Here is a 25,717-nt window from a genome sequence, read left to right as displayed (position 1 = left end):
GCAAGGAAGACCGCCATGCATGCCCAGCAGGAGAACCATGACGAACAGGCCGTGCAGGACCTCTGCGACCGCATGCGCCGCTTCGTGGACGACATCGCGATACCCGCCGAATCGCCCGCCATCGCGCGCGACGTGACGGCGCTGGACCGCCGCGTCGCGGAACTGCGCGTCCGCGCCCGCGAGGCCGGCCTCTATGCGCCGCAGCTGCCCGCCGAATGGGGCGGGCTGGGCCTGGGCTGGCGCGCCCTGGCCCGCCTGCTGGAGGAGGCCGGACGCAGCTTCCTGGGACCGGCCGCGCTGAACTGCGCCGCGCCCGACCAGCCCAACATGCTGACGCTGCTGCGCCTGGGCGACCCGACCCAGCAGGAACGCTTCCTGGCGCCGCTGGTGCGCGGCGAACAGCGCGCCTGCTTCGCCATGACCGAGCCCGCGCCCGGCGCCGGCTCCGACCCTTCCATGCTGCAGACGCGCGCCGAGCGGCGCGCCGGCCGCTGGGTACTGAACGGCCACAAGCAATTCATCAGCGGCGGCGTGGGCGCGGACTTCGCGCTGGTGCTGGCGCGCGCCGAAGAAGGCGCGACCCTGTTCCTGGTGTCGGCGGACACGCCGGGCTACCGCGTCGTGCGCGACATCGGCATGGTCACCGGCTACCAGATCGGCGGCCACGCCGAGATCGCGCTGACCGGCTGCGAAGTCGGCGACGACGCGGTGCTGGGCGAACCCGGCCGCGGCCTGGAATACGCGCAGCTGCGCCTCGAACCCGCCCGGCTGTCGCACTGCATGCGCTACATCGGCCGCGCCCGGCGCGCGCTGGAAACCGCGCAGGCGTACGTGGCGCGGCGCGACTCCTTCGGCTCGCGCCTGGCCGACCTGCAGCAGATCCAGGCCATGGTCGCCGATTCGCACATCGACCTGCACGCCAGCCGCCTCATGACCGGGGATTGCGCCGCCCGCATGGACGCCGGCCTGTCGGTCAAGCAGCATAGCGCCATGACCAAGGTCTTCGTATCCGAGGCCGTCAACCGCGTGGCCGACCGCGCCGTGCAGATGATGGGGGCCTCGGGGCTGTCCGAGGACACGCCGGTGGCCATGGTCTGGCAGGAAATGCGCCCTTTCCGCATCTACGACGGCGCCAACGAGCTGCACCGCGCCACCCTGGCGCGCCGGCTGCTGGCGCGCGCCTGAACCCGAACCAAGGAGAGCACGATGGATAACCCGAGTTTCCAGGCCTACCGACTGCATGCCGGCACGGACGGCGCGCCGCCCGAGGGCCGCTTCGAGACGCTGTCGGCGGACGCGCTTTCCGCCGGCGACACGCTCATCAAAGTGGCCTACGCGGGCCTGAACTACAAGGACGCGCTGGCCCAGGCCGGGCGCGGCAACATCATCCGCCAGTATCCGCGCATCGGCGGCATCGACCTCTCGGGCATCGTGGTGCATTCGGCCGCCCCGGCGCTGGCGCCCGGCCAGGAAGTCGTGGTGCACGGCTTCGGCATCGGCGTGGACTGCGACGGCGGCTACGCCGAATACGCGCGCGTGCCCCACGAGTGGGTGCTGCCCCTGCCCGCCGGCATCAGCCTGCGCGACGCGGCGGTGCTGGGCGCGGCCGGCTATACCGCCGCGCTCTCGCTGCACTGGATGGAACATTGCGGGCTGACGCCCGACCAGGGCGAAGTGCTGGTGACCGGCGCCACCGGCGGCGTCGCCGGCGTGGCCATCGACATCCTCAGCCAGCGCGGCTACCGCGTGTGCGCCATGTCCGGCAAGCCCGACGCCGCCGCCTACCTGCGCTCGCTCGGCGCGCAGGAAGTGATCGCGCCGCCCGACCCGGCGGCCGCCATCAAGCCCCTGATGAGCGCGCGCTGGGCCGGCGTCGTCGATTCCGTCGGCGGCAGCGTGCTGGCCCACGCGCTGGCCAGCACCCGGCCGGACGGCGTGGCCGCCGCCTTCGGCAACGCCGGCGGCGCGGAGCTGCCGACCTCCGTCATCCCCTTCATCCTGCGCGGTGTCAAGCTGCTGGGCATCAACGCCAACAGCCCCATGCCGCTGCGCAGCCAGGTCTGGAACAAGCTCGCCACCGAGTACCGCCCGGCGCGCCTGGACCTGATCGCCCGCGTCATCGAACCGCGCGAACTGCCGCAGGCGCTAGCCGCCATGCTCGAACGCGGCAGCATCGGCCGCAGCGTGGCGCGCTTTTCCTGAACCCACTGCCCGCATCATGATCCAGCTTCCCGACCCCACCCTGTCCCGCCTCTTCGACCCGCGCAGCATCGCCATCGTGGGCGCCTCGGCCACGCCGGGCAAGATCGGCGCCATGCCGGTCACGCTGCTGCGCCAGCACGGCTACGAAGGCCGCATCATCCCCGTCAACCCGCGCGCCGACACCATCCAGGGCCTGGCCGCGGCGCCCTCGCTGAACGCGCTGGACCAGGACGTCGACCTGGCCATCCTGGCCGTGCCCGCGGCCCACGCGGCGCAGGCGCTGCAAAGCGCCCGCCCCGGCCAGCTCGGCGCCGCCGTGATCTTCACCTCCGGCTACGCCGAAACCGGCGCGGCCGGAGCCGAACAGCAGCAACGCCTTTGCGGCATCGCGCGCGAACGCGGCATCCGGCTGCTGGGCCCCAACTGCCTGGGCTTCATGAACGTGCGGCGCAAGGTCTACGCCACCTTCTCGCCCGCGCCCGCCAACGGCGCGGTGCCCGCCGGCGGCATCGCCATGGTGTCGCAGAGCGGCGCCTTCGGCGCCTATGCCTACAGCATGGCGCGCGAACGCGGCCTGGGCCTGTCGCACTGGATCAGCACCGGCAACGAAGCCGACATCGACGTCGCCGACTGCATCGAATGGCTGGCCCACGACGCCGACACCCGCGTCATCATGGCCTACATGGAAGGCTGCCGCGACGGCGCCAAGCTGCGCCGCGCCCTGGCCGCGGCGCGCGCGGCCGGCAAGCCCGTGGTGGTCACCAAGATCGGCCGCACCCAGGCCGGCGCGCAGGCCGCCGCCTCGCACACCGCCGCGCTGGCCGGCGACGACGCCGTCTACGACGCGCTGTTCCGCCAATACGGCGCCCTGCGCGCGCGCACCATCGAAGAATTCTTCAACCTGGGCTACGCCCTCGACACCTGGCCGCGTCCGCCCGCCGGCAGGCGCCTGGGCATCTTCACCATCTCCGGCGGCGTGGGCGCGCTGATGGCCGACGAAGCCCAGGACGCCGGCCTCGCGCTGCCCGAGCCCGCCGCCGCGGCCCAGGCCCGGCTGCTCGCGCAAGTGCCCTTCGCCAGCGCCCGCAACCCCGTCGACGTCACCGGCCAGGCGATCTCCGAACCGGGCCTGCTGCTGGCCACCGCCGACGACATCCTGGCCGACGGCCGCTACGACGCGCTGGCCGTATTCCTGGCCGCCGCCGGCTCCTCCGAAGCTCTCTGGCCCACCTTCGAAAATTTCGCCCGCGAAATGCAGGCCCGCCATCCCGGCGTGCCGCTGGCCATCAGCGCGCTCTTCACGCCCGAGCGCCGCCGCCAGCTCGAACGCCTGGGCTGCCTGGTGTTCCCCGACCCCAGCGCCGCCATCCGCACCCTGGGCACGGTGGCCCAACTGGCCGATCACGCCGACGCGGCCGCCGAACCCGCCGCATCCTCGGACGACCCGCCCCCGCTGCTCGACGCCTACAACGAAGTCCAGGCCATGGACCTGCTACGCCGGGCCGGCCTGCCCGCCACGCCCTGCATCCTGGCCACCGACGCCGACGCGGCCGTGCGCGCCGCGGCCGAACTGGACGGCCCCGTGGCCCTGAAAATCGTATCGCCCGACATCGTGCACAAAAGCGACGTGGGCGGCGTAAAGCTCAACGTCGCTGGCGAAGACGCCCTGCGCCGCGCCCACGCCGACATCCTGGACGCGGTGCGCCGCCACGCGCCCGAGGCGCGCATCGACGGCGTGCTGGTCGCGCCCATGGCGCCCAAGGGCGTGGAATGCATCGCCGGCGTGCACTGCGATCCGGTGTTCGGCCCGGTGGTCATGTTCGGCCTGGGCGGCGTCTTCGTCGAAGTCCTCAAGGACGTCAGCTTCCGCCTGGCCCCCTTCGGCCGCGACGAAGCCCTGGCCATGATCCGCGAAATCAAGGGCTACGCCCTGCTGCAAGGCGCGCGCGGCACCCCGCCCTGCGACGTCGACGCGCTGGCCGACGCACTGGCGGCCCTGTCGCGCTTCGCCCACGCGCGGCGGGACGACTTCAGTTCGGTGGAGATCAATCCGCTGCTTGCGCTGCCGGCGGGCCAGGGCGCGCTGGCGTTGGATGCGGTGGTGATGCGGGCAGGATTGAACCGCTGAAACCGCTCAGCCCTGCACGGCCATGCCCCAGCGATGCGCGTGCCGGCGAGCGTTGGACCTGATCCAGCGCCCAAGACGCTCGAGCAGCGTGCGCTCTGCTGCGGCCGTGGTCTGCGCGAGCAACCCGGCCTGCACCTGTTGCAGCGCGCCGGGCAGTTCGCCGACCAGCGCCTGCCCGACCGCCATGACATAGCGCGGCGCGAAGCCCAGCTCTCGCGCCATGCCCTGCAAATGGCCGGCGGCAATAGCGCCCGGCCTTCTCTCGCCGCCGATCGCAAACGCGAAACGACGCGACAACCCGGGATAGATGGCGGTGCACATCAGGTCGTAGAACGGCGCCAGCCGGTAGCCGCCCATGGGCGTCTGCAGCACCGACAGGTTCTTGGCGTGGCTATCGTTGTTGCCGACGTACAGATTGAAGAACACCCATTGCAGCAAGCGCTTCAGGTCTGCCGCGCCCACCCCCATCGCCCCGAGCAGCGCCCGGCACTGCGCCAGCGTGGGTCCGCCGTCGGACTCGTACTTCACGTCCGACGGCGTGCCGGCAAGCTGGCAAAGATCCAATTGATGCAGACGGCGCAGGCCGCCCTTGCCATCCGGCTCGCGGTCATAGCGGGCGACCAGGCAAGCGCGCGTGTCGGGTTGATAGGTGGCCGGCGCTGCGCCCAGGCCCAACCGATGAGCCAATTGCATCACCAGGGTTTCATTCAACGCCGATCCCCATACCTTGCCAAAGCCGCGGATATCCGGCTTGAGAATGTGCGAAGACGGCGCCGCGCCCTCGGGAATTCCGAGCGAGCCGTCCGGCTGGATGTGCACCAGCAGCTTGTCCTGCGCACCGGCGAGCGAAATCCGCGCACCGCCTTCGTTCTCGGCAATCAGCGCGGGCAGCGCCATGTCCTGCAAACGGGCGCCGAGCTCCCGCCACGTGACGCTGCGGTATCGCGCCGGCGCCGGCCGCTCGCCGCGCGGCAGCAAGGTCAAACCGCTGGCGGTATCGCCGCCGACACTGCGCAGCAGACCGAACACCGTTGTGGAATGACGGCTGACTTGCAGAAACTCACGCACCTGCCCCTCGGGCAGCAGGTTCTCGAAAAAGGCATGCACGGCCTCGCCTGCCTGCCCCTGTGCGGTCAACGGCAACGTCGGCGAAATCGCGCACGCGTCCGGCCGGCCCAGCCAGGCCTCGTCGTAGACGAAGCGCAACGGCCGCTCATCGAACAACCGGCCAACCAATTGATCGGCCCGATAGACATCCAAGGCGTCGGCGGCGTTCATGGCACGTTCGGGCGCTTGGCCGACAGCCGGACCTCCAGGCCCAGCAGATCCAACACGTCCAGCACCTTCTGCAATTGCAGCGTCGGCTTGCCGCGCTCCAGGTCCACGACATAGCGGTTGCCTGTGCCGGACAAGCCCGCCAGGTCCGCCTGGAGCAAACCCTGCGAACGCCTGACGACCTTGACCAGTTCGCCCAGTTCGGCCGACGTGCGTATCGGCACCCCGGCCTCGCCGGCCAGGGGCGGGGGAATAGTCTCTGTATTCATGAACGCCTCCGAATTACCGTACGGTAATTCTAAGGAAAACCGGGCGCAGCCAGGGCCATAAAATTACCGATCGGGAATAAATCCAGGACTATTGCCTATTGGATCGGCAAAATTACCGAGCGGTAATTCGTTTCCATAGGAAAGGCGTATGAAAAAAGGGCGTCCCAAGGACGCCCTCTTCCATCAAACCCGCCAGCCGCTTACTTCAGCAGCAGCGCGTTCAAACGCTTCACGAAAGCCGCCGGGTCGGCGATCTGCGCGCCTTCGGCCAGCAGGGCCTGGTCCAGCAGCAGCCGGGCCCACTGGTCGAACTCGCCATCTTCGGCCGCGCGGATGCGCGCCAGCAGCGGATGCTCGGGGTTGATCTCCAGCACCGGCTTGACGTTGGGCGCTTCCTGGCCGGCCGCCTTCAGCATGCGCAGCAGGTGCGGGCTCAGTTCGTTCTGGCCCACCACCACGCAAGCCGGCGAATCCACCAGGCGCAGCGTCACGCGCACTTCCTTGACCTGGTCTTCCAGCGTCTTCTGCAGGCGCTCGACCAGCGGCTTGAAGTCCTCGGCCACTTCGGCCTGGTGCTTCTTTTCTTCCTCGTCGGCCAGCTCGGCCAGGTCCAGGCCGCCCTTGGCCACCGACACCAGCGACTTGCCGTCGAACTCGCGCAGGTAGGACAGCATCCACTCGTCCACGCGATCCGACAGCAGCAGCACCTCGATGCCCTTCTTGCGGAAGATCTCCAGGTGCGGGCTGTTGCTGGCGGCGGCGAACGTATCGGCCGTCACGTAGTAGATCTTGTCCTGGCCTTCCTTCATGCGCGACACGTAGTCGGCGAAGGACACGGTCTGCGCCTGGTCGCCGGTATGCGTGGACGCGAAGCGCATCAGCTTGGCGATGCGCTCCAGGTTGGCGTGGTCCTCGCCCGCGCCTTCCTTCAGCACCTGGCCGAACTCAGACCAGAACGTCGCGTAGTCTTCCTTCTTGTTCTCGGCCATATCCTCCAGCAGAGACAGCACGCGCTTGGCCGAGCCCTCGCGGATCGCGCGCACGTCGCGGCTTTCCTGCAGGATCTCGCGCGACACGTTCAGCGGCAGGTCCGCCGAATCGATCACCCCGCGCACGAAGCGCAGATAGGACGGCAGCAGCTGGTCGGCGTCGTCCATGATGAACACGCGCTTGACGTACAGCTTCACGCCGCGGCGGCCGTCGCGGTCCCACAGGTCCATCGGCGCGTGCTTGGGCACGTACAGCAACTGCGTGTATTCGCTGCGGCCTTCCACGCGGTTGTGCGTCCAGGCCAGCGGATCGTCGTAGTCGTGCGACACTGTCTTGTAGAACTCGCGGTACTGCTCGTCCGTCACCTCGGACTTGCTGCGGGCCCACAGCGCATTGGCCTGGTTCACCGTCTCCAGCGCTTCCGTCTTGACCTGCTCGCCCTTCTCCTGGTCCCACTCTTCCTTGGCCATGCGGATGGGCAGCGAGATGTGATCGGAATAGCGGCGCAGGATCTCGCGCAGCTTCCAGCCGTTGAGCAGCTCGTCCTCGTCGGCGCGCAGGTGCAGCGTCACGTCGGTGCCGCGCGTGGCCTTCTCGGCCGCGGCGATCGTGAACTCGCCCTGGCCGTCCGATTCCCACTGGATCGCTTCCGTGCCGCCGGCGCGGCGGCTCAGCACCGTCACCTTGTCGGCCACGATGAACGAAGAATAAAAGCCCACGCCGAACTGGCCGATCAGCTGCGCATCCTTCTGCTTGTCGCCCGTCAGCTGCGAGAAGAACTCGCGCGTGCCCGAGCGCGCGATCGTGCCCAGATTGGCCACCGCCTCTTCACGCGACAGGCCGATGCCGTTGTCCGAAATCGTGATCGTGCGGGCCGCCTTGTCGTAGGCCACCGTGATCGCCAGCTCGCCGTCTCCTTCGAGCAGCTCGGGACGGTCGATGGCCTCGAAGCGCAGCTTGTCGCAGGCGTCCGATGCGTTCGACACCAGCTCGCGCAGGAAAATTTCCTTGTTGCTGTACAGCGAATGGATCATCAGGTGCAGCAGCTGCTTCACCTCGGCCTGGAACCCCAGGGTTTCGGACGCGGAAGACGTGGCGGTTTGGCTCATGGTTTTACGTAAAGGTCAAAAATATTAGGGACAAATAATCCCGTCACCGGGGCTCGCGCCCGCGCGGTCGCCGGGAAACCCTGCCTATATGAAGGTCTATGTCGCTTTTTCAAGACCCGGGCGCCCGCCCCAGGGGCGCCGCGGGTCCTTACCCGCTAAAATCCCGCACTTTCTTCCCGCATCCCGCCCCGGCCGGCCCTCCGCCATGCAATCCGCCTCCCTTGCCCAGCCCGTATCCCACGGCGCCTCCGACGCCGACGAACCCAGCCACGACCTGGTCTACGGCCCCGACGACCGCCCCGCGCCGCCCATCGCCTTTCTCGCGGCCCTGCAGCACCTGCTCGCCATCCTGGTCCCCATCGTCACCCCCGGCCTGCTGATCTGCCAGGCCCTGGACGTCCCCAGCCGCGACACCACCCTGATCGTGTCCATGTCGCTGGTGATCTCCGGCATCGCCACCTACGTCCAGTGCCGCCGGTTCGGCCCGCTGGGCGCCGGCCTGCTCATCGTGCAGGGCACCAGCTTCAACTTCGTCGGCCCGCTGATCGCCGGCGGCTCGGTCATGGTCAAGCAAGGCACCCCGGTCGAAGCCGTCATGGCCGCCATCTTCGGCGTCGTCATCGCCGGCTCCTTCGTCGAAATGGGCATCAGCCGCATCCTGCCCTTCGTCAAGCGTCTCATCACCCCGCTGGTCACCGGCATCGTCGTGCTGCTCATCGGCCTGACCCTCATCAAGGTCGGCCTCATCAGCATGGGCGGCGGCTACAGCGCCATGTCCAACGGCACCTTCGCCAGCGCCGAAAACCTCACCCTGTCCGGCCTGGTCCTGGGCACCATCGTCCTGCTCAACCGCGTGCCCGTCGTCTGGGTCCGCAGCACCGCCCTGGTGCTGGCCCTGGCCGTCGGCTACCTCGCCGCCGCCTACATGGGCCGCCTGGACTTCACCGGCGCGCGCGAAGCCGCCCTGTTCCAGATCCCCACCCCGCTGCACTTCGGCCTGGGCTTCTCGTGGCCGCTGTTCGTGCCCATGCTCATCATCTACCTGGTCACCTCGCTGGAAGCCATCGGCGACGTCACCGCCACCAGCAAGGTCTCCAAGCAGCCCGTCGAAGGCCCGCTGTGGATGCAGCGCATCAAGGGCGGCGTGCTGGTCAACGGCGCCAACTCCCTGCTGGCCGGCATATTCAACACCTTCCCCAGCTCCGTCTTCGCGCAGAACAACGGCGTCATCCAGCTCACCGGCATCGCCAGCCGCCACGTCGGCGTCTGGATCGCCGGCATGCTGATCCTGCTGGGCCTCTTCCCCGCCGTCGCCGGCATCCTGCAAGCCGTGCCCGAACCCGTGCTGGGCGGTGCCGCCATGGTCATGTTCGGCGCCGTCGCCGCCTCCGGCATCAACATCCTGGCCGGCATCCAGCTCGACCGCCGCGCCCTGCTCATCATCGCCGTCTCCCTGGCGCTGGGCCTGGGCGTCTCGCAAGTGCCCGAGATCCTCTCGCACCTGCCCCACGCCGTGAAAAACATCCTCGAATCCGGCGTCGCCACCGGCGGCATCTGCGCCCTGGTCATGAACTGGTTCCTGCCCGAAAAGAAGCCGGCGTAAGCGCCCCGCCAGGCAAGGGGCTCGGCCCCTTGCCTGACAATTTCCCCCAGACCGCATATAATCGCCGTCTTCGCATCTCCCGCGACCGTCATCAGTACGCGTGCGCGACCTCCTAGCCCGGGTGGTGAAATTGGTAGACGCAGGGGACTCAAAATCCCCCGCCGCAAGGCGTGCCGGTTCGATTCCGGCCCCGGGCACCATCCCCAAATCTTCTGCTAATTCAAGCCATTAGAAGATTTCGCAGTACAAGCCCCGCACCGGGGGATTTTCCTAAAATTGTGGTCAGGTACAGTTTCGGTACAGTGATGCGGCGCTAGCCCCATACGGAGTACTCATGGCTACGATTGTTAAGACTTCCTCGGGCACTTGGAAAGCCCTCATTCGTAAGACCGGCTGGCCGGCCACGGCCAAGACGTTCCGTACCAAGCGCGACGCCGAAGACTGGGCGCGCCGTACCGAAGACGAAATGGTGCGCGGCGTATACATCCAGCGAGCACCGGCCGAGCGCATGACCGTCGAAGCGGCGCTGACCCGCTACCTCAAGGAAGTCACGCCCACCAAGCGAGCCTCGACCCAAGCCGGCGAACACAAGAAAGCACAGGTCATCATCCGGCATCTTGGCAAGTACTCGCTGGCCGCCCTGAACGCCGAGATCGTGGCGCAGTTCCGTGACATGCGACTGGCCGGCGACCCGGACGAGAAGGGCAAACTACGACCTCGCAGTAACAACACGGTACGCTTGGAACTGGCACTGCTGGGCCACCTGTTCACCGTCGCGATCAAGGAGTGGGGCATCGGTCTGCCCTTCAATCCCGTGTCCAACATTCGCCGCCCTGCCCCAGGCTCGGGCCGCAACCGGCGATTGACTCCCGAAGAACAGACCCGCCTGCTACAAGCAGTCGATAAGCACTCGAACCCGATGTTCGGATGGATCGTCCGCATTGCCGTTCAAACCGGCATGCGGCTGTCCGAGATTGCGACGCTGCGTATTCGGCAAGTGGACATCGAGCGGCGCGTCGTGCGGCTGGAGCACACCAAGAACTCTTCTCCCCGCACCGTTCCTCTGACTGCCGAGGCAACGCGCGTGTTCACCGAGGCCCTTGCCAACCCCGTGCGCCCAGCCGAAACCGAACTGGTGTTCTTCGGCGAACCTGGCCGGGATGGCATACGACGCCCCTACCTGTTCGACAAAGCATGGACCGATGCCAAGCGAGCAGCGGGCCTTGAAGACTTCCGCTTTCACGACCTGCGACACGAGGCTGTCAGCCGGTTCGTGGAAGCCGGCTTGAGCGATCAGGAGGTGTCGGCCATCAGCGGCCACAAGTCGATGCAGATGCTCAAGCGCTATACGCACCTGCGGGCCGAAGATCTGGTGCAGAAGCTGGACCGCCTCGCGCGTCGCGCGCCGTCCACTTCTAAACAACGGAGTGAGGCCGACTCCCAAACAGAGAACAACGCATAATCGCCCCATCGCGTTGCCATAATGAATAACCGATTGTCTTAACCTACGGAGGAAGCTAGTTTTGCATACCGCTATCAAGATCGTCGCCATCAGCAGCCTTGCCCTTACCCTTGCCGCGTGCGGCAGCGCCAAGGACGCCAACAAGAGCAACTTCAGCAAGGCCATACAGGCATACCTGGATACTCAGAAGGGCCTGTGCGCTGCGATTCCCGCAAAGGGCTTGCCGTTCACCCTGGCGAATCAAGACATGCTGGGCGGTCAGAGCAAGAAGCGCGCCGACGCGCTAGTCGATGCCGGGCTGCTGACGAAGCGAGACACCGAAGTCAAAGCCATATTCGGCAACAAGATGGAGCCGGCCACCGAATACCAAGTCACCGACACCGGCAAGAAGTTCCTCGTCGCCAATGGTGCCAACACGATGGCTGGACAAGATGCCTTCTGCACCGGAAAGTACACCGTTGTGGAAGTGAGCAACTTCACTGAACCCAGCGACATGATGGGCGTAAAGCTGTCGCAGGTGAACTACCGCTACAAGGTAGAAGGTGCAGATGACTGGGCCAAATCGGAAGGCATGCGTGCCAATTACAAGAATTTTGCGGAACAGACCCAGGGAGATATACAGGGTAAAGCGGCTGTCATCCTGACCAACGATGGATGGATGCACGAGCGCCTGTTCAAGCGCGGATAATAACCCTGAGCCAGCTGTAAAACGAAAGGCCTTTCACCTTGAGTGAAGGGCCTTCTCTTTGGGGCTACGCCAATCTGCGAGGCGGTTGGGGGGCGCGGAACCACCCAAACTGGTCAGCGAATGATTTATATGGAAATAAGCACATAACACCTTAATTAAGCCGACCCGCGAAGCGGGTTCGGCTTGAATAAATTGTTAGGCTGCATCTCGTGACCTTTCGATAGCTGCGATTGATTGAGCTACGTCGCTGCGGGAAGTAAATGCGCCCGACCAGGCTTCCTTGAACCATGCGTTTAATGCACCAATGTCGGTGCGGAAGCCAGTGATTAGCTTGCGCCTTGCGTAGGAATGCAGCGTTTGATCTTTGATGACGAATCTCAGCCGAACGAACACAGACTCATATGCTACGTAGATACTCATTGCCCAGAGAAGAGGAATGAATGCAATGTTGTAGATGACCGGTAGTATGAAATCACGCAACGTATCTAGATGGGCGATTGTGTCAAAACTTGTTAGAACCTTATAGCTTTCAAATACCAGAAATCCTAGGCCCATGACAATCAAAACTCCGTTGAGAAATTTGTGGGCGGGGGCATATTTATCATCGCTTTGTGCTACGGCCAGCAAGCCGCCAAGCAGCGCTGTAAATGGAACAAAGATGAGCTCGCCAAGCAGTGGAAGCTTGAAAAGATTGATAAAGAAATCTAGAAGCAGAGACAACTTGAAGTTCTTCGCAACAGCGGTTTTAAGCAAACTTGGATTTCTGCTGATTTCAGGGGTGTCCGCGAGAGCCGGAATACCGGCGACAACGAGCCATAGTGCCGTGATCTTGAATTGCTTGAGCGTCCACAAATCAAAGTGACGCAATATTACCGTCACGGCCACCAGATATGCTATTGCGAGAAAGAAAGCTATTACGATTGGGCGAGCAGTCGCCGCCGAAAGTACGCTTCCGAAGCTCTTGCGTACGCCTGGCTTTGTCAGGCACCAAACAATAAAAATACCGAGCCAAATCGCTGTTGCGAGTTCCCGTGAATCCAAACTTTTGAGGATTTCGATCACTTTCTATGCAACCTGACGAACAAGCCAAGCCGCCGCCGAAGGCGCTCGGCTTGAGCTAATGGTGAGGTAAATGCGGTGAACGTGCATTTTCTAGTCTTCAGGATGTTGTGGATCCCCAAGTCCAGTCTTGCCCTCCCACAACAACGAAAATCTCAGAGCGCAAGCCGCGAGCCTTGAAAGCGGCCTGCACCTTTGTGCGAACATGGTCTCGAACAGATGCTGCGCTCTCGCCGTTGTATGAGCCAAGAACCGTTGTTGTAGGAATAACAGTTTCACCTCCACTGCTATTTGCCTGTGCGCGCTTGAGGCCGAGCGCCTCAAGATCAGAATATGCATTTTGATAGTCCGTGCTGGATGCATTTTTCAGGTCAAAAGTGCAAACGACTCCGTAAGCCATTGATTTTTCCTTTTATTGAAACCCACTTGCACTGGGGTAAACCTAACGCACAAGGTATGCGGCTTGCGTAGCAAGTCCGCTTGACCGCCGGGTTAGGTGTTGAGACCTTCAACCCGGCGGAACGAAACTGAATGATAGCTGTAGGCGCTATGCTTGAGAAAGCCGCGACGCTTCAAGCCAAAACCTTTGCGCGAAGCGAATGAAACAGACCGAAAAAGCTAAGGGTTGAGAAGGTGCGGAGCGTGCCCGGACTTGCACCAGGATATGCGGTTATGAGCCGGACGACTCTACTGTCACAGCCTCCGCGAAAAATCTTCCACTGTCTCTTAAAACCTCAAGATCTACGGATGCCAGGACTGTCCGCTCTTGGCCGAACTCGGTCTTATGTCTTCCTGAGCGAATCAGCCCCACCTACGCGGCGACCGAGTGGCGTGGCCACCACTTAAGCGTGTGCAAATCCAGCAACGTGAACCGCCCCGCATCCTGCCATCCACCTGTATCGATGTAGTAAACGTTGCCAAGCTGTGCAGGCTTGCGTAGCGTCATATGTCCATGGACTACCGCACGTACATTGCGGACAGGCTGGGAATACTGCATTCGATAGCGGTCTACGGACCATAGGCAGGCATCCTCATCCTCCGGGCTGAAAGTAGCGCCATGAATGGCCTGCCAATCGTCATAGGGGAAGTCGGCGTGAACCATACCCACTACACCACTCGGCGTTTCCACCTCGATAGCCAGCGGCAAGGCACTCAAGCAGGCCGCAATGCGTTCACGAACATCGCCGGCACAGGCATCCAACCATCCGCCGCCGTGCACGCGATGATCGACGTCCGGAATCGGATTGCCCATCGCCCGTCGCCACGTCATCAGGTCGTGATTCCCACAGATCGCGTGAAACCACGGGCGCTCCAACCATTTCAGAACATCGGCTGACTCAGGACCTCGGTCCACAAGGTCCCCCACGGAAAACAATCGGTCCTTTTCTGGCGAGAACCTTACGGCAGCCAGCGCGACCTCAAGGCGACCAAAATGACCGTGGATGTCACCCACCGCAAAATCACGGCCGCTGGCATTCAATTGAAAGCGCCGGACTCGGACATTACCGGACGTCATTCCAAGGTTCCATATAGCTCCCTAACGACTTGTCATGCATGTCCCATGATACTTGGCTCTTCACGACCGCGTGACACGTAATCCGCTGATCCTAGTGCCATCACTTCGAATGCGAGCCAACAGCGTGAGCATGCTCACATCGTTGGTAATTTTCCACAAAATTTTTCCCTGTCCACCGACGCTTCAGACGCGGAAATCAGAGCACATCTCTGACCGCGCCTAAGCCCATGATTTCTAGATTTATTTTGCTTGATCGCTTCATCGCAAAAAAACCAATGTGCCATATCTTGGCATTTGGCGATGCCTAATCTTGGTTTTCATAGACACCCTATTTTGGTCTTTAAAATCAATGACTTAAGTTTGACAACCATGCCTTCACGGTAAAGACTGGCATTACCTACGGTGAACTTGTGAGGCATAGGAATGACTACTGGAGAATATTTGTTGGGACGGTTTGGGCCGTTGATGAGCATCGTTGACGTTGCCACCTTGCTAGGCCGATCTCCGGATGGCGTCCGCATGGCGCTTTATACCGATACCGACTTTTCACGCAAGCTGAAACCGGCCATGCTGCGGGTCGGCCGCCGCGTTTATTTTCGGACGATGCAGGTCACAGAAGCCCTGAATCTGGAACAGCCGGCAGACGATGAAATCACGCCCGCAGAGGTCGCTACGCGGGGGCCGCGCGCATGAGTCGGCAAAGAACCATCAACGACCAGATATGGCGCTCAAATCGCCTGTCAGGCTGCACGGTCGAAGACCGCTATGCGCTGTTCTATTTCCTGACATCGCCATTCAGCAATGTCATCGGCGCCTACGAAATCGTCATTCGCGTTGCAGCCTCAGAAATGGGCTGGGACCCCGATTCACAACTAATGCCAGTGATGCGTCGTCTCATCGATGCTGGCATCTTGGATTTTGACCCGCAGGCGAATTACATTTGGATCAAAGATTGGTGGGACCACAATTCCGCCAAGATGGCAGTGGCAACAACCCTTAGGAAAAAGACACTCGAGCAAATAGCGGCACTACCCCAAGGCTGGCGTGACGCTTACGTGAATGACTTTATCGATCGACTGCCTACCGAGGATCCGCTGCGCAATACGGTAGCCAAAGCCCTTGGATACGGTCCATATAGGCTATCGACACCCTATGCGGGCCCAGACGACGGCCGGACGTCCATTCCGGCCGAAGCAAAAGACATCCATAGAAATCAATCGATTAGCAACGGGCATACCCCAGCGACAGCCTATCACCAGGGTATGGGCAGGGGGCCGGGTAACACTACTACTAACACTAACCCTATCTATAACCCTACTACTACAACGAGAACCGACGACGATCTTCAGTACCCTACCGCGCTGGTCCCCGCTGAGAAACTGTCGATCCAAAACTTGCTTACCGACGTCCAATCAGCTGATGCGCAAGCATTGCTTGACGAACTGGACGGGGCCATCAAGACACCCGGAACCATCAGAAAGACGAAGGTCGCCTATTTCAAAGGAATCCTTGAACGCCACCGCACAGGGGGATTCGTGCCGTCTGCTGGCATCCCGATAGCGACCAGAAGAGAACGCCTGGCAGCGACCCAAGATATGTCGCGCGCTTCGGAATCAGCATCACTCAGCAAAGCTGAATCCCAAGCCCGGCTTCAAGAAATCAAAGCCCAACTGGAGCTGCATACGAGGATGCCGAAATGACGCGCAAGACCACACTCAGCATCCGCCTGGATGGTGATCTGAAGCAGCGTTGGCAGGCACTTTGTCTTCGACAAGGCAGCACGCCCAGCGACGGCCTGCGGCAGATCATTGTCCGCCTTCTCAACGGTTCGGCAACGGACGCTTCGCCCACTCCATCAAAACACGAGCAGCCCGATACTTCGCGTCGCCGCTTGGAACTCCGCCTGACCGAGACGGAATATGCCCGTATCGAAGCACTAGCCTTGCAGCAGGGCATGTCAGCCAATCGCTGGGTCATCCACCTGATACGGGCCAATCTCAGCGGCGAACCGCAGTTCGGCATGACAGAGCTACGGACGCTGGGCGAATCGAATTCACGGCTGCTGGCAATCGGTCGCAACCTGAACCAGATCGCCCGGCATATGAACGCAGGACGCGCGCTGGAGACGGTGGTAACCGCTGAGCGTATCGACACACTGACCCGTCATATCAAAACCCACACCGCGCGGGTGGCAGACATCATGCGCGCCAACATTGACCGCTGGAGGCTGGAATGAGTCTGGTCATCGATGGAATTTTGAAGGACTGGGGCGAACGCATCTATACCAAGCCCGTGACCAGCCAAGGCATTAAGCGCACGGTGACGCGATCACGTACTTCGCCGCCCTCTACGCCTCTGCTATTGACCGGCAGCGCCCGGGTACGCGACAAGTTGATGCTGACCACTCGCAAAGCGCCCGAAGTCATGGTGAAAATCTCCGGCGGTGGCAAAGGCATCGCGCAGGTGAAAGCGCACCTCGACTACATATCGCGCAACGGCCTGGTAGCGTTGGAGAATGAAGACGGTGAAGTCATCCTTGGCCGTGAGGCCGTGCAGGACGTGCGCGACGAATGGAAAAGCGGCCAGTACGGGTTGCCTGATAACGGCTCGCGCCGTGAAACGTTCAATATCGTGCTGTCCATGCCACCCGGCACCGATCGACGCGCAGTGAATGACGCTATCCGTGCATTCGCGAAAACGGAGTTCGGCGCCAACCACGCGTATGTCTTCGCCATCCATGACGACGAAGCCCATCCCCACGGCCACCTTTGCGTTAAGGCGCTCGGTCTCGACGGTAGCCGGCTCAACCCACGAAAGGCGGACCTGCAACGATGGAGGGAACGCTTCGCCGAGGCGCTGCGTGAACAAGGCATCGAGGCCAATGCCACACCGCGTAGGGCACGGTCTAACACGCACACTACGGTCAAGCAGGCGACGCGACATGCCGCCAAGCGCGGCAAGAGCACTAAGGCGGCCGAGCGGGAACAACGCAAGCTTTCCGGCGTTTCACGTACCATCAGGAATGGCTACGGGCACATTGCGAAAGCCTTGGCCGCTGGTGGCATGGAGGACAAATCGCTTGCCCTGGAAATTGTTCGGTTCCTTGATCCCTCGCAGGACAGGACGCTACAGGTCCCACAGCGTAGCCAGCGCAGCACAGAAGTGATCAAGGATGTCCAGCAACAGGACAAGACCAACCATCCAGGCAAAGGCGACCTGAGCCGTTGATTGATTGCGCAAGAAGGACCATAAGATGGCTTTACGCTACGACGCGCTGCAAGACTACTGTGATGATCCAGCGCGCACCGGTGATGTACAGGTCATTCTGTATGCGCACTACTGGAAGGGCTTTGCCTTGGCCGTGCAGGACGGCACTACAGAGCACCGCGTCATGGACGACAAGGGTCGACCGTACCGGTTCCGAACCGTAGAAATGGCCTTGGCGGAACTGGCGAACATCTCGTATCTATCGGACCGCATCATCATTGACCGTCGCGCGTGGTCGCCGTAGTCGGAAACTACTTTGCATTTACCCTAAGTACAATCAACTTCGGTTGTACCTTTAACCACAACGAACGTTGCACCGCCCCAAGGACGCCTAGCGTACCGGGTGCCGACCCGAAAAGAAGGGTTCCGACCGCCGAGAGCAGATCGGCCGCTTAGTCGCCCCAAGAACGCTTTGTCGTACTGGGCGCGGTCCCTGAACAGACCGACAGACCGGACAGCACGGTCCTACGTTCGCCCTCAACCTCTCAGGAGTGGCGAACATGAAGAAACTATCAGCCTCTTGCATTCTGGCCGTCGGCATTGCCGCGTCGTCGGCCGCCTTCGCACAAATCCCCGTGACAGATGGCGCTTCCATCGCCAAGAGCGCGGAAAACCAGATCGAAACGATGGCGAAGTGGAAGATGCAGTACGACCAGATGGTCAGCCAGATCGACCAGATGAAGCAGCAATACGCTGCGGTCACTGGCGCGCGCGGCATGGGCGAACTGTTCAACAACCCGCAGCTGCGTGACTACCTGCCGCAAGACTGGCAAGACGTCTATGACAGCGTGAAATCAGGCGGCTATGCCGGCCTGAGCGGGCGCGCTGAAGCCATCTACGACAACAACAAGGTTTATGACGCATGCACCGGCTTTGCCTCGACAGAGCAGCGCACCAACTGCGAAGCGCAAGCCGTCAAAGGCGCGCAAGACAAAGCCTTTGCGCTCGATGCCTACGACGCGGCGAAAAACCGCCTCAGTCAAATCGACCAGTTGATGCAGCAGATCAACCAAACGCAGGACCCGAAAGCCATTGCTGAACTTCAAGGCCGCATCGCAGCCGAGCAGGCCATGATTCAGAACGAGCAGACCAAGCTACAGATGTACCAGATGGTCGCGGCAGCCGAAGACCGCCTACAGCAGCAACGGCGGAAGGAGATCAACGCAAAGATTGTTGATCAACGGGGCTACCCCACTCTTCAAGTCTTCAACCCGCTTGCACGCTAAGGAGAACATCATGGCTCCGTTCTACGCAATCACACTGGTTCCAGTGGTAACGCTATGCCTTGCCATCTATCGCTTCTGGGCTTGCGCTCGCCGCCTGAGTCCCGAGTATTACCGAGAGCTTTTGCGGCGTGCGCCGCTGATGAGAAGCCTGGATGTCGTGGCTATCGGTATGGCTGCTTTCACGGCCTACTACGCTGCTATGGGCTGGTTTGGATTCACACTGCCGTTCATTGATGAAGAACCGTTGCCGCCTTGGATGAACATCATCCTGTCTGCCGTCACATCCATTGCGTGCATCGGCATCGTTTGGACAAATGCGCCGAATCGCTTCACACAGCCGACATGGGGCGGCATGCGCGAAAGTGTCGTGCGAACCCTCGCAGCGTTACGGATCATTGAGGCCACCGAAGTGGCCCACGCACTCGACATCATCAACGCACGCGAGGCACACAAATGAAAAGCATCCTCTTCCCTTTCTTCATCACACTCACGCTCGCAGCTTGCGGCGACAACACCGCCGTTCAAACCGTCGATTGGTACAAGGCGCATGCCCCCGAACGCAACGCGATGATCGCGAAATGCGAAGCCAGTCCTGGCGAGCTCGCCGCGTCCGCCAACTGCATCAACGCCAAAACAGCGGCAAACCATCTGGCCGTCGACAAGCGAGGCTATGTCGACCTGACACCGATCAATCCGCTCAAGGGAGGTCAATAACATGGGATTCGCCTTATTCCAGTGGATAGGCAGCAGCGTCGATGCGATGCTGAACACCTTCGTATCGGAAACCGCTTCGAACGTCATCCTCGGCTTTCAAATGCTGATGCTGACCGGCGTCACGCTGTACATCACCTTGACTGGCTACGCCATCAGCGCGGGCGCGGTTGAAGCTCCCTTTCAGACCTTCATCAAGCAGTGCATGAAGATCCTCATCATCACGGCATTCTGCATGACAGCTGATTCTTACACCGCCACTGTTGTGTCGGCCATTCAAGGCCTGGAGACAGGTCTCGCCGACATCATGTCCACGTCTAACGCTCAAGCGACAAGCATCTATCAGGTGCTGGATAACTCGGCGGACAAAGGGCTTAACGTGGCTTACGACATGCTAGGCAAAGTCGCAAAGCGCGAGTTCTACGAACTAGGTCATATGTTCTGGGATGCCCTGAATGCACTCATGATGGCCATTGCCGTGTTTCTTATTCATTTGCCTGCGGCCGCGACCATCATCATGGCAAAGCTCGGTCTCGGAATAATGCTTGGTCTCGGACCACTATTTATCGCGGCGCTAATGTTTCCAGTCACCGCGAAATGGTTCGACAAATGGTTTGAGCAGGCGCTGGCCTACATCCTTGAAATTGCCATCACAATGGTTGTCGTGTCTGTCGGTGTGGCGCTATTCAAGGCGCTGTTCGACAGGGTAATAAGTACGACCACGGACAATCCCATCAATTCGTTTGTGCAGATCATCGTTCTTGCCTTGATCATCTTCTTCGCGCAAAGAAAAACGAGTGGCCTAGGGGCGAGACTGGCTGGCGGCATCGCCTTTGACGCTGTGACATTCAGGAGCATGGCGCAGGGTATTGGCAACGTGGTGAATCCTAAGACGACTCGCCGCGATATGCAGTCGGGCATGATGGTTACTGCTGGCCGAACCAACCACATGATCGCAGGCAACACCATGTGGAATCCAGCCTATCGGCAACACGTCTTGCAGAACATGGGCAAGAACTGGGGATCGGCAACGGGCGGCTCCGTCAACGGTAAGTGATGTGCATGTTGGGTCCGCATAGGCCTCGTCATCAGCGAGGCCTTTTGATTCATGGGCGCACATATCTCCGCGCTACGCTTGGGCAACCCCTTCGGTTGCATCCCGCGTCCGTTCTTGCCGGACTGGCCGCGGGGGCAGGCCCAGCGGCTTCGCCTTGTTCCTCCCCCGCCGACAGGCTGCATGGCTTCCAGAGGCATCAAGGGTGAAGGCTTCGCCCGGGATCCTCACCCGTTCCCTGCGCTGCGCTTCGGGCTGCGGCTTCCGGTCCCGCCCTTGACGCCTCTTCCGGCCAAACGGCGTCAGTAGCGGTGCTGTCAAGCGGATGACGGGTCAAGGGGTTGGTGCGGCCCGCAGCCCACAGGGCGAGGACACGGCCCCTTGACGCGGCGGAAGCGCCCCACGCTATGCCCGGGGGCAGGAGTTCCGGGCCAAGGGCCCGCAACCCCTGCTCCCGAGGCTCCCGCCGGCGAGGGTGGAGAGTCCAGAGAGGCAAAAGCCTCTTTGGAAACTACGGCTAGTACGCAGCCGATACTGGCGTCCATAGCAGGTAAAACAAGACAATTTCAGCGCACCACCTCTGTGGCTACGTGTACCTAAACCAAATTACCCATACTTCTTGTAAGATCGAGTTACCTACGGCAAGGAGACACCATGGCTGGCAAGGGTAAATGCAGGCAACAGCCCCACAAAACCATATCGGATACCGAACGCAGCCGCCGGCAATCGGCAGTTAACTATGCGCGGGCCTCCGTCGGTCTAGAAGGTTTCTCGCTCAGTGAAGCAGATGAGGCCCACGCTCAGCGTTTCGTCGATGGTCAGATGAGCCTGCAAGAGTTTGTGCAGCCGCGCGCTGACGCATTAGCACTCCCAAAGTCTTCGTCATGACGAAGAAATTTAGGATTTGGGGACTAGTGCAGGATAGGCTGTCGCCGGTTTTTGTCGCACAGGTGCGTCTAGGCCCACTCGAATGTTCAATTTATCCGGGATAAGCAGTTGCAGAACCGGTCGGAAGCATTTCGAGATAACCAGTCCGAAGCTAGTCGCTTCATCAAAAGAGGTTGCAAGCGGAAAGCGGAAGATATGGCAATTAAGCGGTAGATACACACAGAGCGCTTTAGAAGGATATGAGGACATGAGGTTTCATGCTGACGGCCCCCCGATCCCCGATGGTCTTCTTGATCGTCGTGATGAAGGCCGAGTTGTTTTTCTCTGTGGCGCCGGGGTATCTATTCCATCAGGAATGCCGAGCTTTATAGGTCTCACACAACACATAATTGAGTTTTTTGATCCACCAAAAGACTCGGGAGTCATGCGAGCTTTTCAACCATGGCTCGATGACCCTAGCGGACCAACCATCCCTTTGGACCAAGTTTTTAATTTGCTTCATCAGGAATATGGGAAGACTGAAGTTAACGCGCTGGTCATGCAACGACTTACCGCACCGTCTGCCACTACTACCGGCATTGGATACCACCACAGTCTTATTAAGCGTATATCATCTAGCCTCAATGGCATTCCACAGGTCGTTACCACCAATTTTGACACGCTGTTCGAGCTAAACGACGAACTGACTGTTCACATCCCGCCTGCGTTTCCCGATTTAGCGTTCGGAGCATCTATCGAAGGGATTACGTACTTACATGGACGGCTGGCCGGCGCCGATGAGCAACAACATCCTTATGTTCTAAGCAGTGCCGATTTTGGACGAGCATATCTGTCCGAAGCTTGGGCCACAAACTTCATCAGAAACCTCTTAGATCGATACACAGTAGTTTTAGTCGGCTATCAGGCCGAGGATCCACCGATTAAGTACCTCCTACAAGGCTTGAACCATGACGGCCAGTATGACCGATCGCGGTTATTTGCTTTTGATATAGGTCGACCGGAGGACGTCGAGGCGAAGTGGCGTGACCGTGGTGTTTCGGCCATCGCTTATGCCGATCATGACCATTTTTGGCAAACAATGGCAGCCTGGGCGGAACGTGCTGACAACCCTAGAAATTGGCGAGCCTCCGTCATTCAGACGGCGAGACGAGATCCCAAAAGCCTTCTAAGCCACGAGCGGGGGCAGGTCGCCCATGTATTGCGATCTGTGCAAGGCGCCAAGCTATTCTCCGAAATGGCTCCTCCTGCACACCCAGAATGGATATGTGTCATGGATGCGAACGTTCGTTCAGCTAAGGAGAGTAAAGGGTATGGTGAAAATGCTGAAACCTTTTATCCTATGCTTGCCTATGGATTGGACGACGATCTGCGGCACATTACTGACGACGACTACAGACGTGGTGTCAGCAATGAAAACCTTCTAATGTGGCGCTACGGTGACGACAACCCTCCGACATCTCATCGTCTTACAGAACGCCAAACCGGAGGGTATGAATTTGTACCGCCGAGGCTTTTATATTTATCAGCTTGGATCGGCAAGTCAATTGAGAGTCCAACATTGGCATGGTGGGCAGCACGGCAGAATGGCCTTCATCCCAGCCTTTTACAACAAATTGAGTGGCAGATCGAGCAGAGGACCGATCTTCATAAACGGGCTAGGCATTCCTGGGGATTAATACTCGAACACCATAGAGACCATCGAAATCAGGCCTGGGATGGGCGTTGGTTCGCCATAAAGAAACGTATCGCGAGAGAGGGATGGACCAGCAGCGTCCTTCGTGACTTTCGTCGCATTTGCAATCCAAGATTGAGGGTTACATCCCCATACGGAATCGCGTCCGTACGACCACCAGAAAAAGACTGGGACTCGCTCAGCTTAGGCCACCTGGGAAAATTCGAAATCAAGTTTCTAGAACGACATAACGAAAACCTGGAAGTACCGGACGAGGTATTACCACAAGTCTTTGGCATTTTACAGGACCAATTCGTAGTCGCATCGGGATTGCTTGGTGATATAGAGAACAAGTATTTTAAGTGCCCTACCTGCTATCCCAATCGCGAAGTTGACGGAGAAAACTATCATTCGGACGCCACAAGCACGGCGGAACTCTTTCTGCATCTATTTGATAGATTAGCGGATCAATCTCCCTCTATCGCCCGTGGCCATGCTTTAACGTGGCCCGTCGACGATCGATTCTTCTTTCGAAAATTTAAAATATACGCTTTAGCCAAAATTTCGTTGTTTGACGCTAATGAAGCTGCCTGCCACATTTTAAACTTCGATCAAGAAGCATTTTGGGATAGCAACAACGTTCGCGAGCTGTTGTTCTTAATGAGCGACCGTTGGACAGAATTCACGACGGGCAACAGACAGCTTTTATTGGAGAGAATACTAAATGGTCCCGACCAACTCACTCATTGGTCTGAGGACGAGTATGAGGCTATTCGCGCAAGGTACGCATCGACATATGGACGCTACCTAGAACTTCAGGGTTGCGAACTCTGTCCGGAACAAAGTCGGAGATTATCCCAAATAATCTCCGGCATTGAGAATTGGAACGATGGCTGGGCTGCTTCAATCGTTAAGTTACATGGCTCTTATACGGGGTGGGTAGGCACTGATGAGGCGCCCGATGCTCTATTAAGTCTGCCAGCCAATGAAATTGTTCCCAGGGCTAGAAATGATTTGGAACGTGAGTTTCGCAGTTTTACAGAAAAACGCCCGTTTACTGGCTTGGTCAAAACCAATCCTCGTAAAGCACTGGCGGGCCTGACCTCAGCAGGAAAAAAAGGCGACTATCCAGAGCCGTTCTGGTCTGCAATCATTAATGAAATGCCGGATCAGATTTCACCTCGACTCAAAAGAGTGTTCTTAAAGCGGCTTACGAAATTGCCTCGGCCTGTAGTCCACGAGTTAAGACACACACTTGCCCGATGGATAGAAAAAAAACTAACCGACCTTCTTGATTTTGATCACGAGCTTGGCTGGGCGGTCTTTGACCACGTTATGGATGGATTGCTAGATGGTGGAGAAAAAAGTACGGAGAGTGGTCTAGGTCAAATACATCAAGGTGGACAAGTTGTCGAACGGTCTCGACGCACCTATGACTACGCTATCAATGGCCCAATTGGGATGTGTACGGAAGCACTTTTTCAGGCGGTTCCTGGCGAGACGCAGGAAGCGGGATCACTGATACCTGAGCATATTAAGGAACGTATAGGACGCTTATTGTCTGCACCAGGAGAGGGTACTGACCACGCCGTATCTATTACAACGAGCAAGCTCAACTGGCTAATGTATGTAGACCCGAACTGGACTGAGAAGCAGTTTGTACCAATGCTAGCGTTCGATCATCATATGGCAGAGCCTGCTTGGAACGGATTTCTAAGTGCGCAAAATGTACCATCGAGGCCATTGGTACGGATTATAAAACCGTTGCTGCTCGAACTATTTCCCTGGATTAACCAACAGGCTTGGGATACAGACTATGCACGAACCGCGGCGCAGTGGCTAGGATGGACGTGCATATTCAGACAAGGCACGCCCGAAGGGCTTACCAACCGTGAAATGCGTGCAGCATTGCGTCTCATGCCGGATGAGGTGCGCAATAGCCTTATTTTTTGGCTGGGTAAAGTCGGTCAGAAAAATGAGAATGGGTGGAAGAAATTAGTGGTGCCTTTTTTACAGAGTGTCTGGCCACGAGAGCGAGTCTATCGTACGTCTTCCTCAGTAAACGCTTGGATCGGGCTTTTGGATGATACCGGTGATTACTTTCCGGTCGTTTATTATGCTGTAAAACAATTCCTTGTACCCATTGAGAGCAGCAGTAATCCACTCTATCGTTTTGCTCGTGAATTAAATGGCGAAACGCCGATAACGGCAAAATTTCCTGAGGACACTCTTGATCTCATAGATACAGTGACGCCGCGTACATTAACTCGTTTGCCCTACGAACTCCCAAAGGTAGTCTCCCTGATTGCAGAAGTGGACCCCAAACTTAGGAGTGATCGTAGGTATCTGCGGCTCATTGACCTGATTGAGCGGAGCTAGCCAACGACGCTTTTTGGCTGTTATCCCCCCTTGATCGCACTTCATTCGGTACACTAAAGGTACAGTGACCAGTTTTCACCAATCCAGCTAAAATACGCTAACCTACTGATTTGAAACTGGTTTTACCTATTTCAATCTACGCTAGAATTCGCCCCATTTCCCTGTAGAGACACTGTAAATCACCGACTCAAAATCCCCCGCCGCAAGGCGTGCCGGTCC

The 25,717-nt window shown here is 59.9% G+C and carries 23 protein-coding genes and 1 tRNA gene; 18 read left to right on the top strand and 6 right to left on the bottom strand.

Annotated features, from left to right (window positions below; genetic code table 11):
- Positions 1 to 15: 15 nt before the first annotated feature.
- From C1I89_RS14365 to C1I89_RS14355, 3 genes are read left to right on the top strand one after another with little or no spacing between them, the layout of a single operon-like run.
- On the top strand, positions 16 to 1,185 hold the full coding sequence (locus tag C1I89_RS14365) for an acyl-CoA dehydrogenase family protein (protein ID WP_102773425.1): 1,170 nt from the start codon (positions 16 to 18) through the stop codon (positions 1,183 to 1,185).
- Positions 1,186 to 1,206: 21 nt separating this feature from the next.
- A complete protein-coding gene (locus C1I89_RS14360; RefSeq protein ID WP_102773424.1) occupies positions 1,207 to 2,202 on the top strand; it encodes an acrylyl-CoA reductase family protein in 996 nt (331 codons plus the stop codon).
- A 16-nt stretch (positions 2,203 to 2,218) separates the two neighbouring features.
- Positions 2,219 to 4,330 (top strand): acetate--CoA ligase family protein, encoded by a 2,112-nt coding sequence (locus C1I89_RS14355; RefSeq protein ID WP_102773423.1) that lies wholly within the window; start codon positions 2,219 to 2,221, stop codon positions 4,328 to 4,330.
- Between the two features lie 6 nt (positions 4,331 to 4,336).
- Here C1I89_RS14355 and C1I89_RS14350 read toward each other — a convergent pair whose 3' ends face one another.
- The 3 genes from C1I89_RS14350 to htpG form a co-directional block, all read right to left on the bottom strand.
- Positions 4,337 to 5,608, bottom strand: coding sequence for a type II toxin-antitoxin system HipA family toxin (locus C1I89_RS14350; RefSeq protein ID WP_102773422.1), 1,272 nt, complete (start codon positions 5,606 to 5,608; stop codon positions 4,337 to 4,339).
- On the bottom strand, positions 5,605 to 5,874 hold the full coding sequence (locus C1I89_RS14345) for a helix-turn-helix domain-containing protein (protein ID WP_102773421.1): 270 nt from the start codon (positions 5,872 to 5,874) through the stop codon (positions 5,605 to 5,607). The genes C1I89_RS14350 and C1I89_RS14345 overlap by 4 nt, the downstream gene beginning before the upstream one ends.
- Positions 5,875 to 6,074: 200 nt before the next feature.
- Complete coding sequence (gene htpG / locus C1I89_RS14340; protein ID WP_102773420.1) at positions 6,075 to 7,973, bottom strand: molecular chaperone HtpG; 1,899 nt, start codon at positions 7,971 to 7,973, stop codon at positions 6,075 to 6,077.
- A 205-nt stretch (positions 7,974 to 8,178) separates the two neighbouring features.
- On the opposite strand from htpG, the gene C1I89_RS14335 reads away from it, so the two are divergent.
- The 4 genes from C1I89_RS14335 (at position 8,179) to C1I89_RS34495 (ending at position 11,726) form a co-directional block, all read left to right on the top strand.
- The gene (locus C1I89_RS14335; RefSeq protein ID WP_102773419.1) at positions 8,179 to 9,576 is read left to right on the top strand and encodes a uracil-xanthine permease family protein; all 1,398 of its coding nucleotides are present in this window, start codon (positions 8,179 to 8,181) and stop codon (positions 9,574 to 9,576) included.
- Between the two features lie 115 nt (positions 9,577 to 9,691).
- Positions 9,692 to 9,776, top strand: a tRNA-Leu gene (locus C1I89_RS14330).
- A 134-nt stretch (positions 9,777 to 9,910) separates the two neighbouring features.
- A complete protein-coding gene (locus C1I89_RS14325; protein WP_102773418.1) occupies positions 9,911 to 11,038 on the top strand; it encodes a site-specific integrase in 1,128 nt (375 codons plus the stop codon).
- Positions 11,039 to 11,099: 61 nt separating this feature from the next.
- Positions 11,100 to 11,726, top strand: coding sequence for a hypothetical protein (locus C1I89_RS34495; RefSeq protein ID WP_173000023.1), 627 nt, complete (start codon positions 11,100 to 11,102; stop codon positions 11,724 to 11,726).
- A gap of 195 nt (positions 11,727 to 11,921) precedes the next feature.
- Here the strand turns inward: C1I89_RS34495 and C1I89_RS34090 are convergent, their stop codons facing one another.
- The 3 genes from C1I89_RS34090 to C1I89_RS14310 form a co-directional block, all read right to left on the bottom strand.
- A complete protein-coding gene (locus C1I89_RS34090) occupies positions 11,922 to 12,788 on the bottom strand; it encodes a hypothetical protein (protein WP_130357495.1) in 867 nt (288 codons plus the stop codon).
- Positions 12,789 to 12,885: 97 nt separating this feature from the next.
- Positions 12,886 to 13,185 carry a hypothetical protein gene (locus tag C1I89_RS14315; RefSeq protein ID WP_080564224.1) on the bottom strand — a complete coding sequence of 100 codons (300 nt, stop codon included), beginning with the start codon at positions 13,183 to 13,185 and terminating at the stop codon, positions 12,886 to 12,888.
- 411 nt (positions 13,186 to 13,596) lie between these two features.
- Positions 13,597 to 14,301 (bottom strand): metallophosphoesterase, encoded by a 705-nt coding sequence (locus C1I89_RS14310; protein ID WP_035182024.1) that lies wholly within the window; start codon positions 14,299 to 14,301, stop codon positions 13,597 to 13,599.
- Positions 14,302 to 14,766: 465 nt separating this feature from the next.
- On the opposite strand from C1I89_RS14310, the gene C1I89_RS14305 reads away from it, so the two are divergent.
- The 11 genes from C1I89_RS14305 to C1I89_RS14255 all read left to right on the top strand — a co-directional run bounded on the left by C1I89_RS14305 (position 14,767) and on the right by C1I89_RS14255 (position 25,498).
- On the top strand, positions 14,767 to 14,994 hold the full coding sequence (locus C1I89_RS14305) for a hypothetical protein (protein ID WP_006385718.1): 228 nt from the start codon (positions 14,767 to 14,769) through the stop codon (positions 14,992 to 14,994).
- Complete coding sequence (locus C1I89_RS14300) at positions 14,991 to 16,001, top strand: hypothetical protein (protein WP_102773417.1); 1,011 nt, start codon at positions 14,991 to 14,993, stop codon at positions 15,999 to 16,001. The genes C1I89_RS14305 and C1I89_RS14300 overlap by 4 nt, the downstream gene beginning before the upstream one ends.
- Positions 15,998 to 16,537 (top strand): plasmid mobilization relaxosome protein MobC, encoded by a 540-nt coding sequence (locus C1I89_RS14295; RefSeq protein ID WP_033457332.1) that lies wholly within the window; start codon positions 15,998 to 16,000, stop codon positions 16,535 to 16,537. Before C1I89_RS14300 ends, C1I89_RS14295 begins: the two co-directional genes overlap by 4 nt.
- Positions 16,534 to 17,529 carry a relaxase/mobilization nuclease domain-containing protein gene (locus C1I89_RS14290; protein WP_006385715.1) on the top strand — a complete coding sequence of 332 codons (996 nt, stop codon included), beginning with the start codon at positions 16,534 to 16,536 and terminating at the stop codon, positions 17,527 to 17,529. Before C1I89_RS14295 ends, C1I89_RS14290 begins: the two co-directional genes overlap by 4 nt.
- Positions 17,530 to 17,554: 25 nt before the next feature.
- Complete coding sequence (locus C1I89_RS14285) at positions 17,555 to 17,812, top strand: hypothetical protein (protein ID WP_231838575.1); 258 nt, start codon at positions 17,555 to 17,557, stop codon at positions 17,810 to 17,812.
- Positions 17,813 to 18,068: 256 nt separating this feature from the next.
- A complete protein-coding gene (gene virB5 / locus C1I89_RS14280; protein WP_006385713.1) occupies positions 18,069 to 18,794 on the top strand; it encodes a P-type DNA transfer protein VirB5 in 726 nt (241 codons plus the stop codon).
- A gap of 10 nt (positions 18,795 to 18,804) precedes the next feature.
- A complete protein-coding gene (locus tag C1I89_RS14275; RefSeq protein WP_006385712.1) occupies positions 18,805 to 19,251 on the top strand; it encodes a hypothetical protein in 447 nt (148 codons plus the stop codon).
- The gene (locus C1I89_RS14270; RefSeq protein ID WP_006385711.1) at positions 19,248 to 19,508 is read left to right on the top strand and encodes an EexN family lipoprotein; all 261 of its coding nucleotides are present in this window, start codon (positions 19,248 to 19,250) and stop codon (positions 19,506 to 19,508) included. The genes C1I89_RS14275 and C1I89_RS14270 overlap by 4 nt, the downstream gene beginning before the upstream one ends.
- A 1-nt stretch (position 19,509) precedes the next feature.
- Positions 19,510 to 20,562, top strand: coding sequence for a type IV secretion system protein (locus tag C1I89_RS14265; protein ID WP_006385710.1), 1,053 nt, complete (start codon positions 19,510 to 19,512; stop codon positions 20,560 to 20,562).
- Between the two features lie 651 nt (positions 20,563 to 21,213).
- On the top strand, positions 21,214 to 21,447 hold the full coding sequence (locus C1I89_RS14260; protein ID WP_050807714.1) for an antitoxin VbhA family protein: 234 nt from the start codon (positions 21,214 to 21,216) through the stop codon (positions 21,445 to 21,447).
- A 247-nt stretch (positions 21,448 to 21,694) separates the two neighbouring features.
- Positions 21,695 to 25,498 (top strand): SIR2 family protein, encoded by a 3,804-nt coding sequence (locus C1I89_RS14255; RefSeq protein ID WP_102773540.1) that lies wholly within the window; start codon positions 21,695 to 21,697, stop codon positions 25,496 to 25,498.
- Positions 25,499 to 25,717 lie beyond the last annotated feature (219 nt).

Origin of the sequence: Achromobacter pulmonis, assembly GCF_002885955.2 — a bacterium.
Lineage (GTDB): Bacteria > Pseudomonadota > Gammaproteobacteria > Burkholderiales > Burkholderiaceae_B > Achromobacter > Achromobacter pulmonis_A.
Note: the sequence above shows the minus strand (reverse complement) of the source record. Positions and strands in the feature narration are given on the sequence as shown.

Excerpts from the sequence above, each read along its gene's own strand:
- virB5 (WP_006385713.1), top strand. The coding sequence starts at position 18,069 with ATGAAGAAACTATCAGCCTCTTGCATTCTGGCCGTCGGCATTGCCGCG.
- C1I89_RS14315 (WP_080564224.1), bottom strand. The coding sequence starts at position 13,185 with ATGGCTTACGGAGTCGTTTGCACTTTTGACCTGAAAAATGCATCCAGC.
- C1I89_RS14360 (WP_102773424.1), top strand. The coding sequence starts at position 1,207 with ATGGATAACCCGAGTTTCCAGGCCTACCGACTGCATGCCGGCACGGAC.
- C1I89_RS14365 (WP_102773425.1), top strand. The coding sequence starts at position 16 with ATGCATGCCCAGCAGGAGAACCATGACGAACAGGCCGTGCAGGACCTC.
- C1I89_RS14260 (WP_050807714.1), top strand. The coding sequence starts at position 21,214 with ATGGCTGGCAAGGGTAAATGCAGGCAACAGCCCCACAAAACCATATCG.
- C1I89_RS14310 (WP_035182024.1), bottom strand. The coding sequence starts at position 14,301 with ATGACGTCCGGTAATGTCCGAGTCCGGCGCTTTCAATTGAATGCCAGC.
- C1I89_RS14300 (WP_102773417.1), top strand. The coding sequence starts at position 14,991 with ATGAGTCGGCAAAGAACCATCAACGACCAGATATGGCGCTCAAATCGC.
- C1I89_RS14345 (WP_102773421.1), bottom strand. The coding sequence starts at position 5,874 with ATGAATACAGAGACTATTCCCCCGCCCCTGGCCGGCGAGGCCGGGGTG.
- C1I89_RS14285 (WP_231838575.1), top strand. The coding sequence starts at position 17,555 with ATGGCTTTACGCTACGACGCGCTGCAAGACTACTGTGATGATCCAGCG.
- C1I89_RS14335 (WP_102773419.1), top strand. The coding sequence starts at position 8,179 with ATGCAATCCGCCTCCCTTGCCCAGCCCGTATCCCACGGCGCCTCCGAC.
- C1I89_RS14305 (WP_006385718.1), top strand. The coding sequence starts at position 14,767 with ATGAGCATCGTTGACGTTGCCACCTTGCTAGGCCGATCTCCGGATGGC.
- C1I89_RS14325 (WP_102773418.1), top strand. The coding sequence starts at position 9,911 with ATGGCTACGATTGTTAAGACTTCCTCGGGCACTTGGAAAGCCCTCATT.
- C1I89_RS14265 (WP_006385710.1), top strand. The coding sequence starts at position 19,510 with ATGGGATTCGCCTTATTCCAGTGGATAGGCAGCAGCGTCGATGCGATG.
- C1I89_RS14255 (WP_102773540.1), top strand. The coding sequence starts at position 21,695 with ATGAGGTTTCATGCTGACGGCCCCCCGATCCCCGATGGTCTTCTTGAT.
- C1I89_RS14270 (WP_006385711.1), top strand. The coding sequence starts at position 19,248 with ATGAAAAGCATCCTCTTCCCTTTCTTCATCACACTCACGCTCGCAGCT.
- C1I89_RS14290 (WP_006385715.1), top strand. The coding sequence starts at position 16,534 with ATGAGTCTGGTCATCGATGGAATTTTGAAGGACTGGGGCGAACGCATC.
- C1I89_RS14355 (WP_102773423.1), top strand. The coding sequence starts at position 2,219 with ATGATCCAGCTTCCCGACCCCACCCTGTCCCGCCTCTTCGACCCGCGC.
- C1I89_RS14295 (WP_033457332.1), top strand. The coding sequence starts at position 15,998 with ATGACGCGCAAGACCACACTCAGCATCCGCCTGGATGGTGATCTGAAG.
- C1I89_RS14350 (WP_102773422.1), bottom strand. The coding sequence starts at position 5,608 with ATGAACGCCGCCGACGCCTTGGATGTCTATCGGGCCGATCAATTGGTT.
- htpG (WP_102773420.1), bottom strand. The coding sequence starts at position 7,973 with ATGAGCCAAACCGCCACGTCTTCCGCGTCCGAAACCCTGGGGTTCCAG.
- C1I89_RS14275 (WP_006385712.1), top strand. The coding sequence starts at position 18,805 with ATGGCTCCGTTCTACGCAATCACACTGGTTCCAGTGGTAACGCTATGC.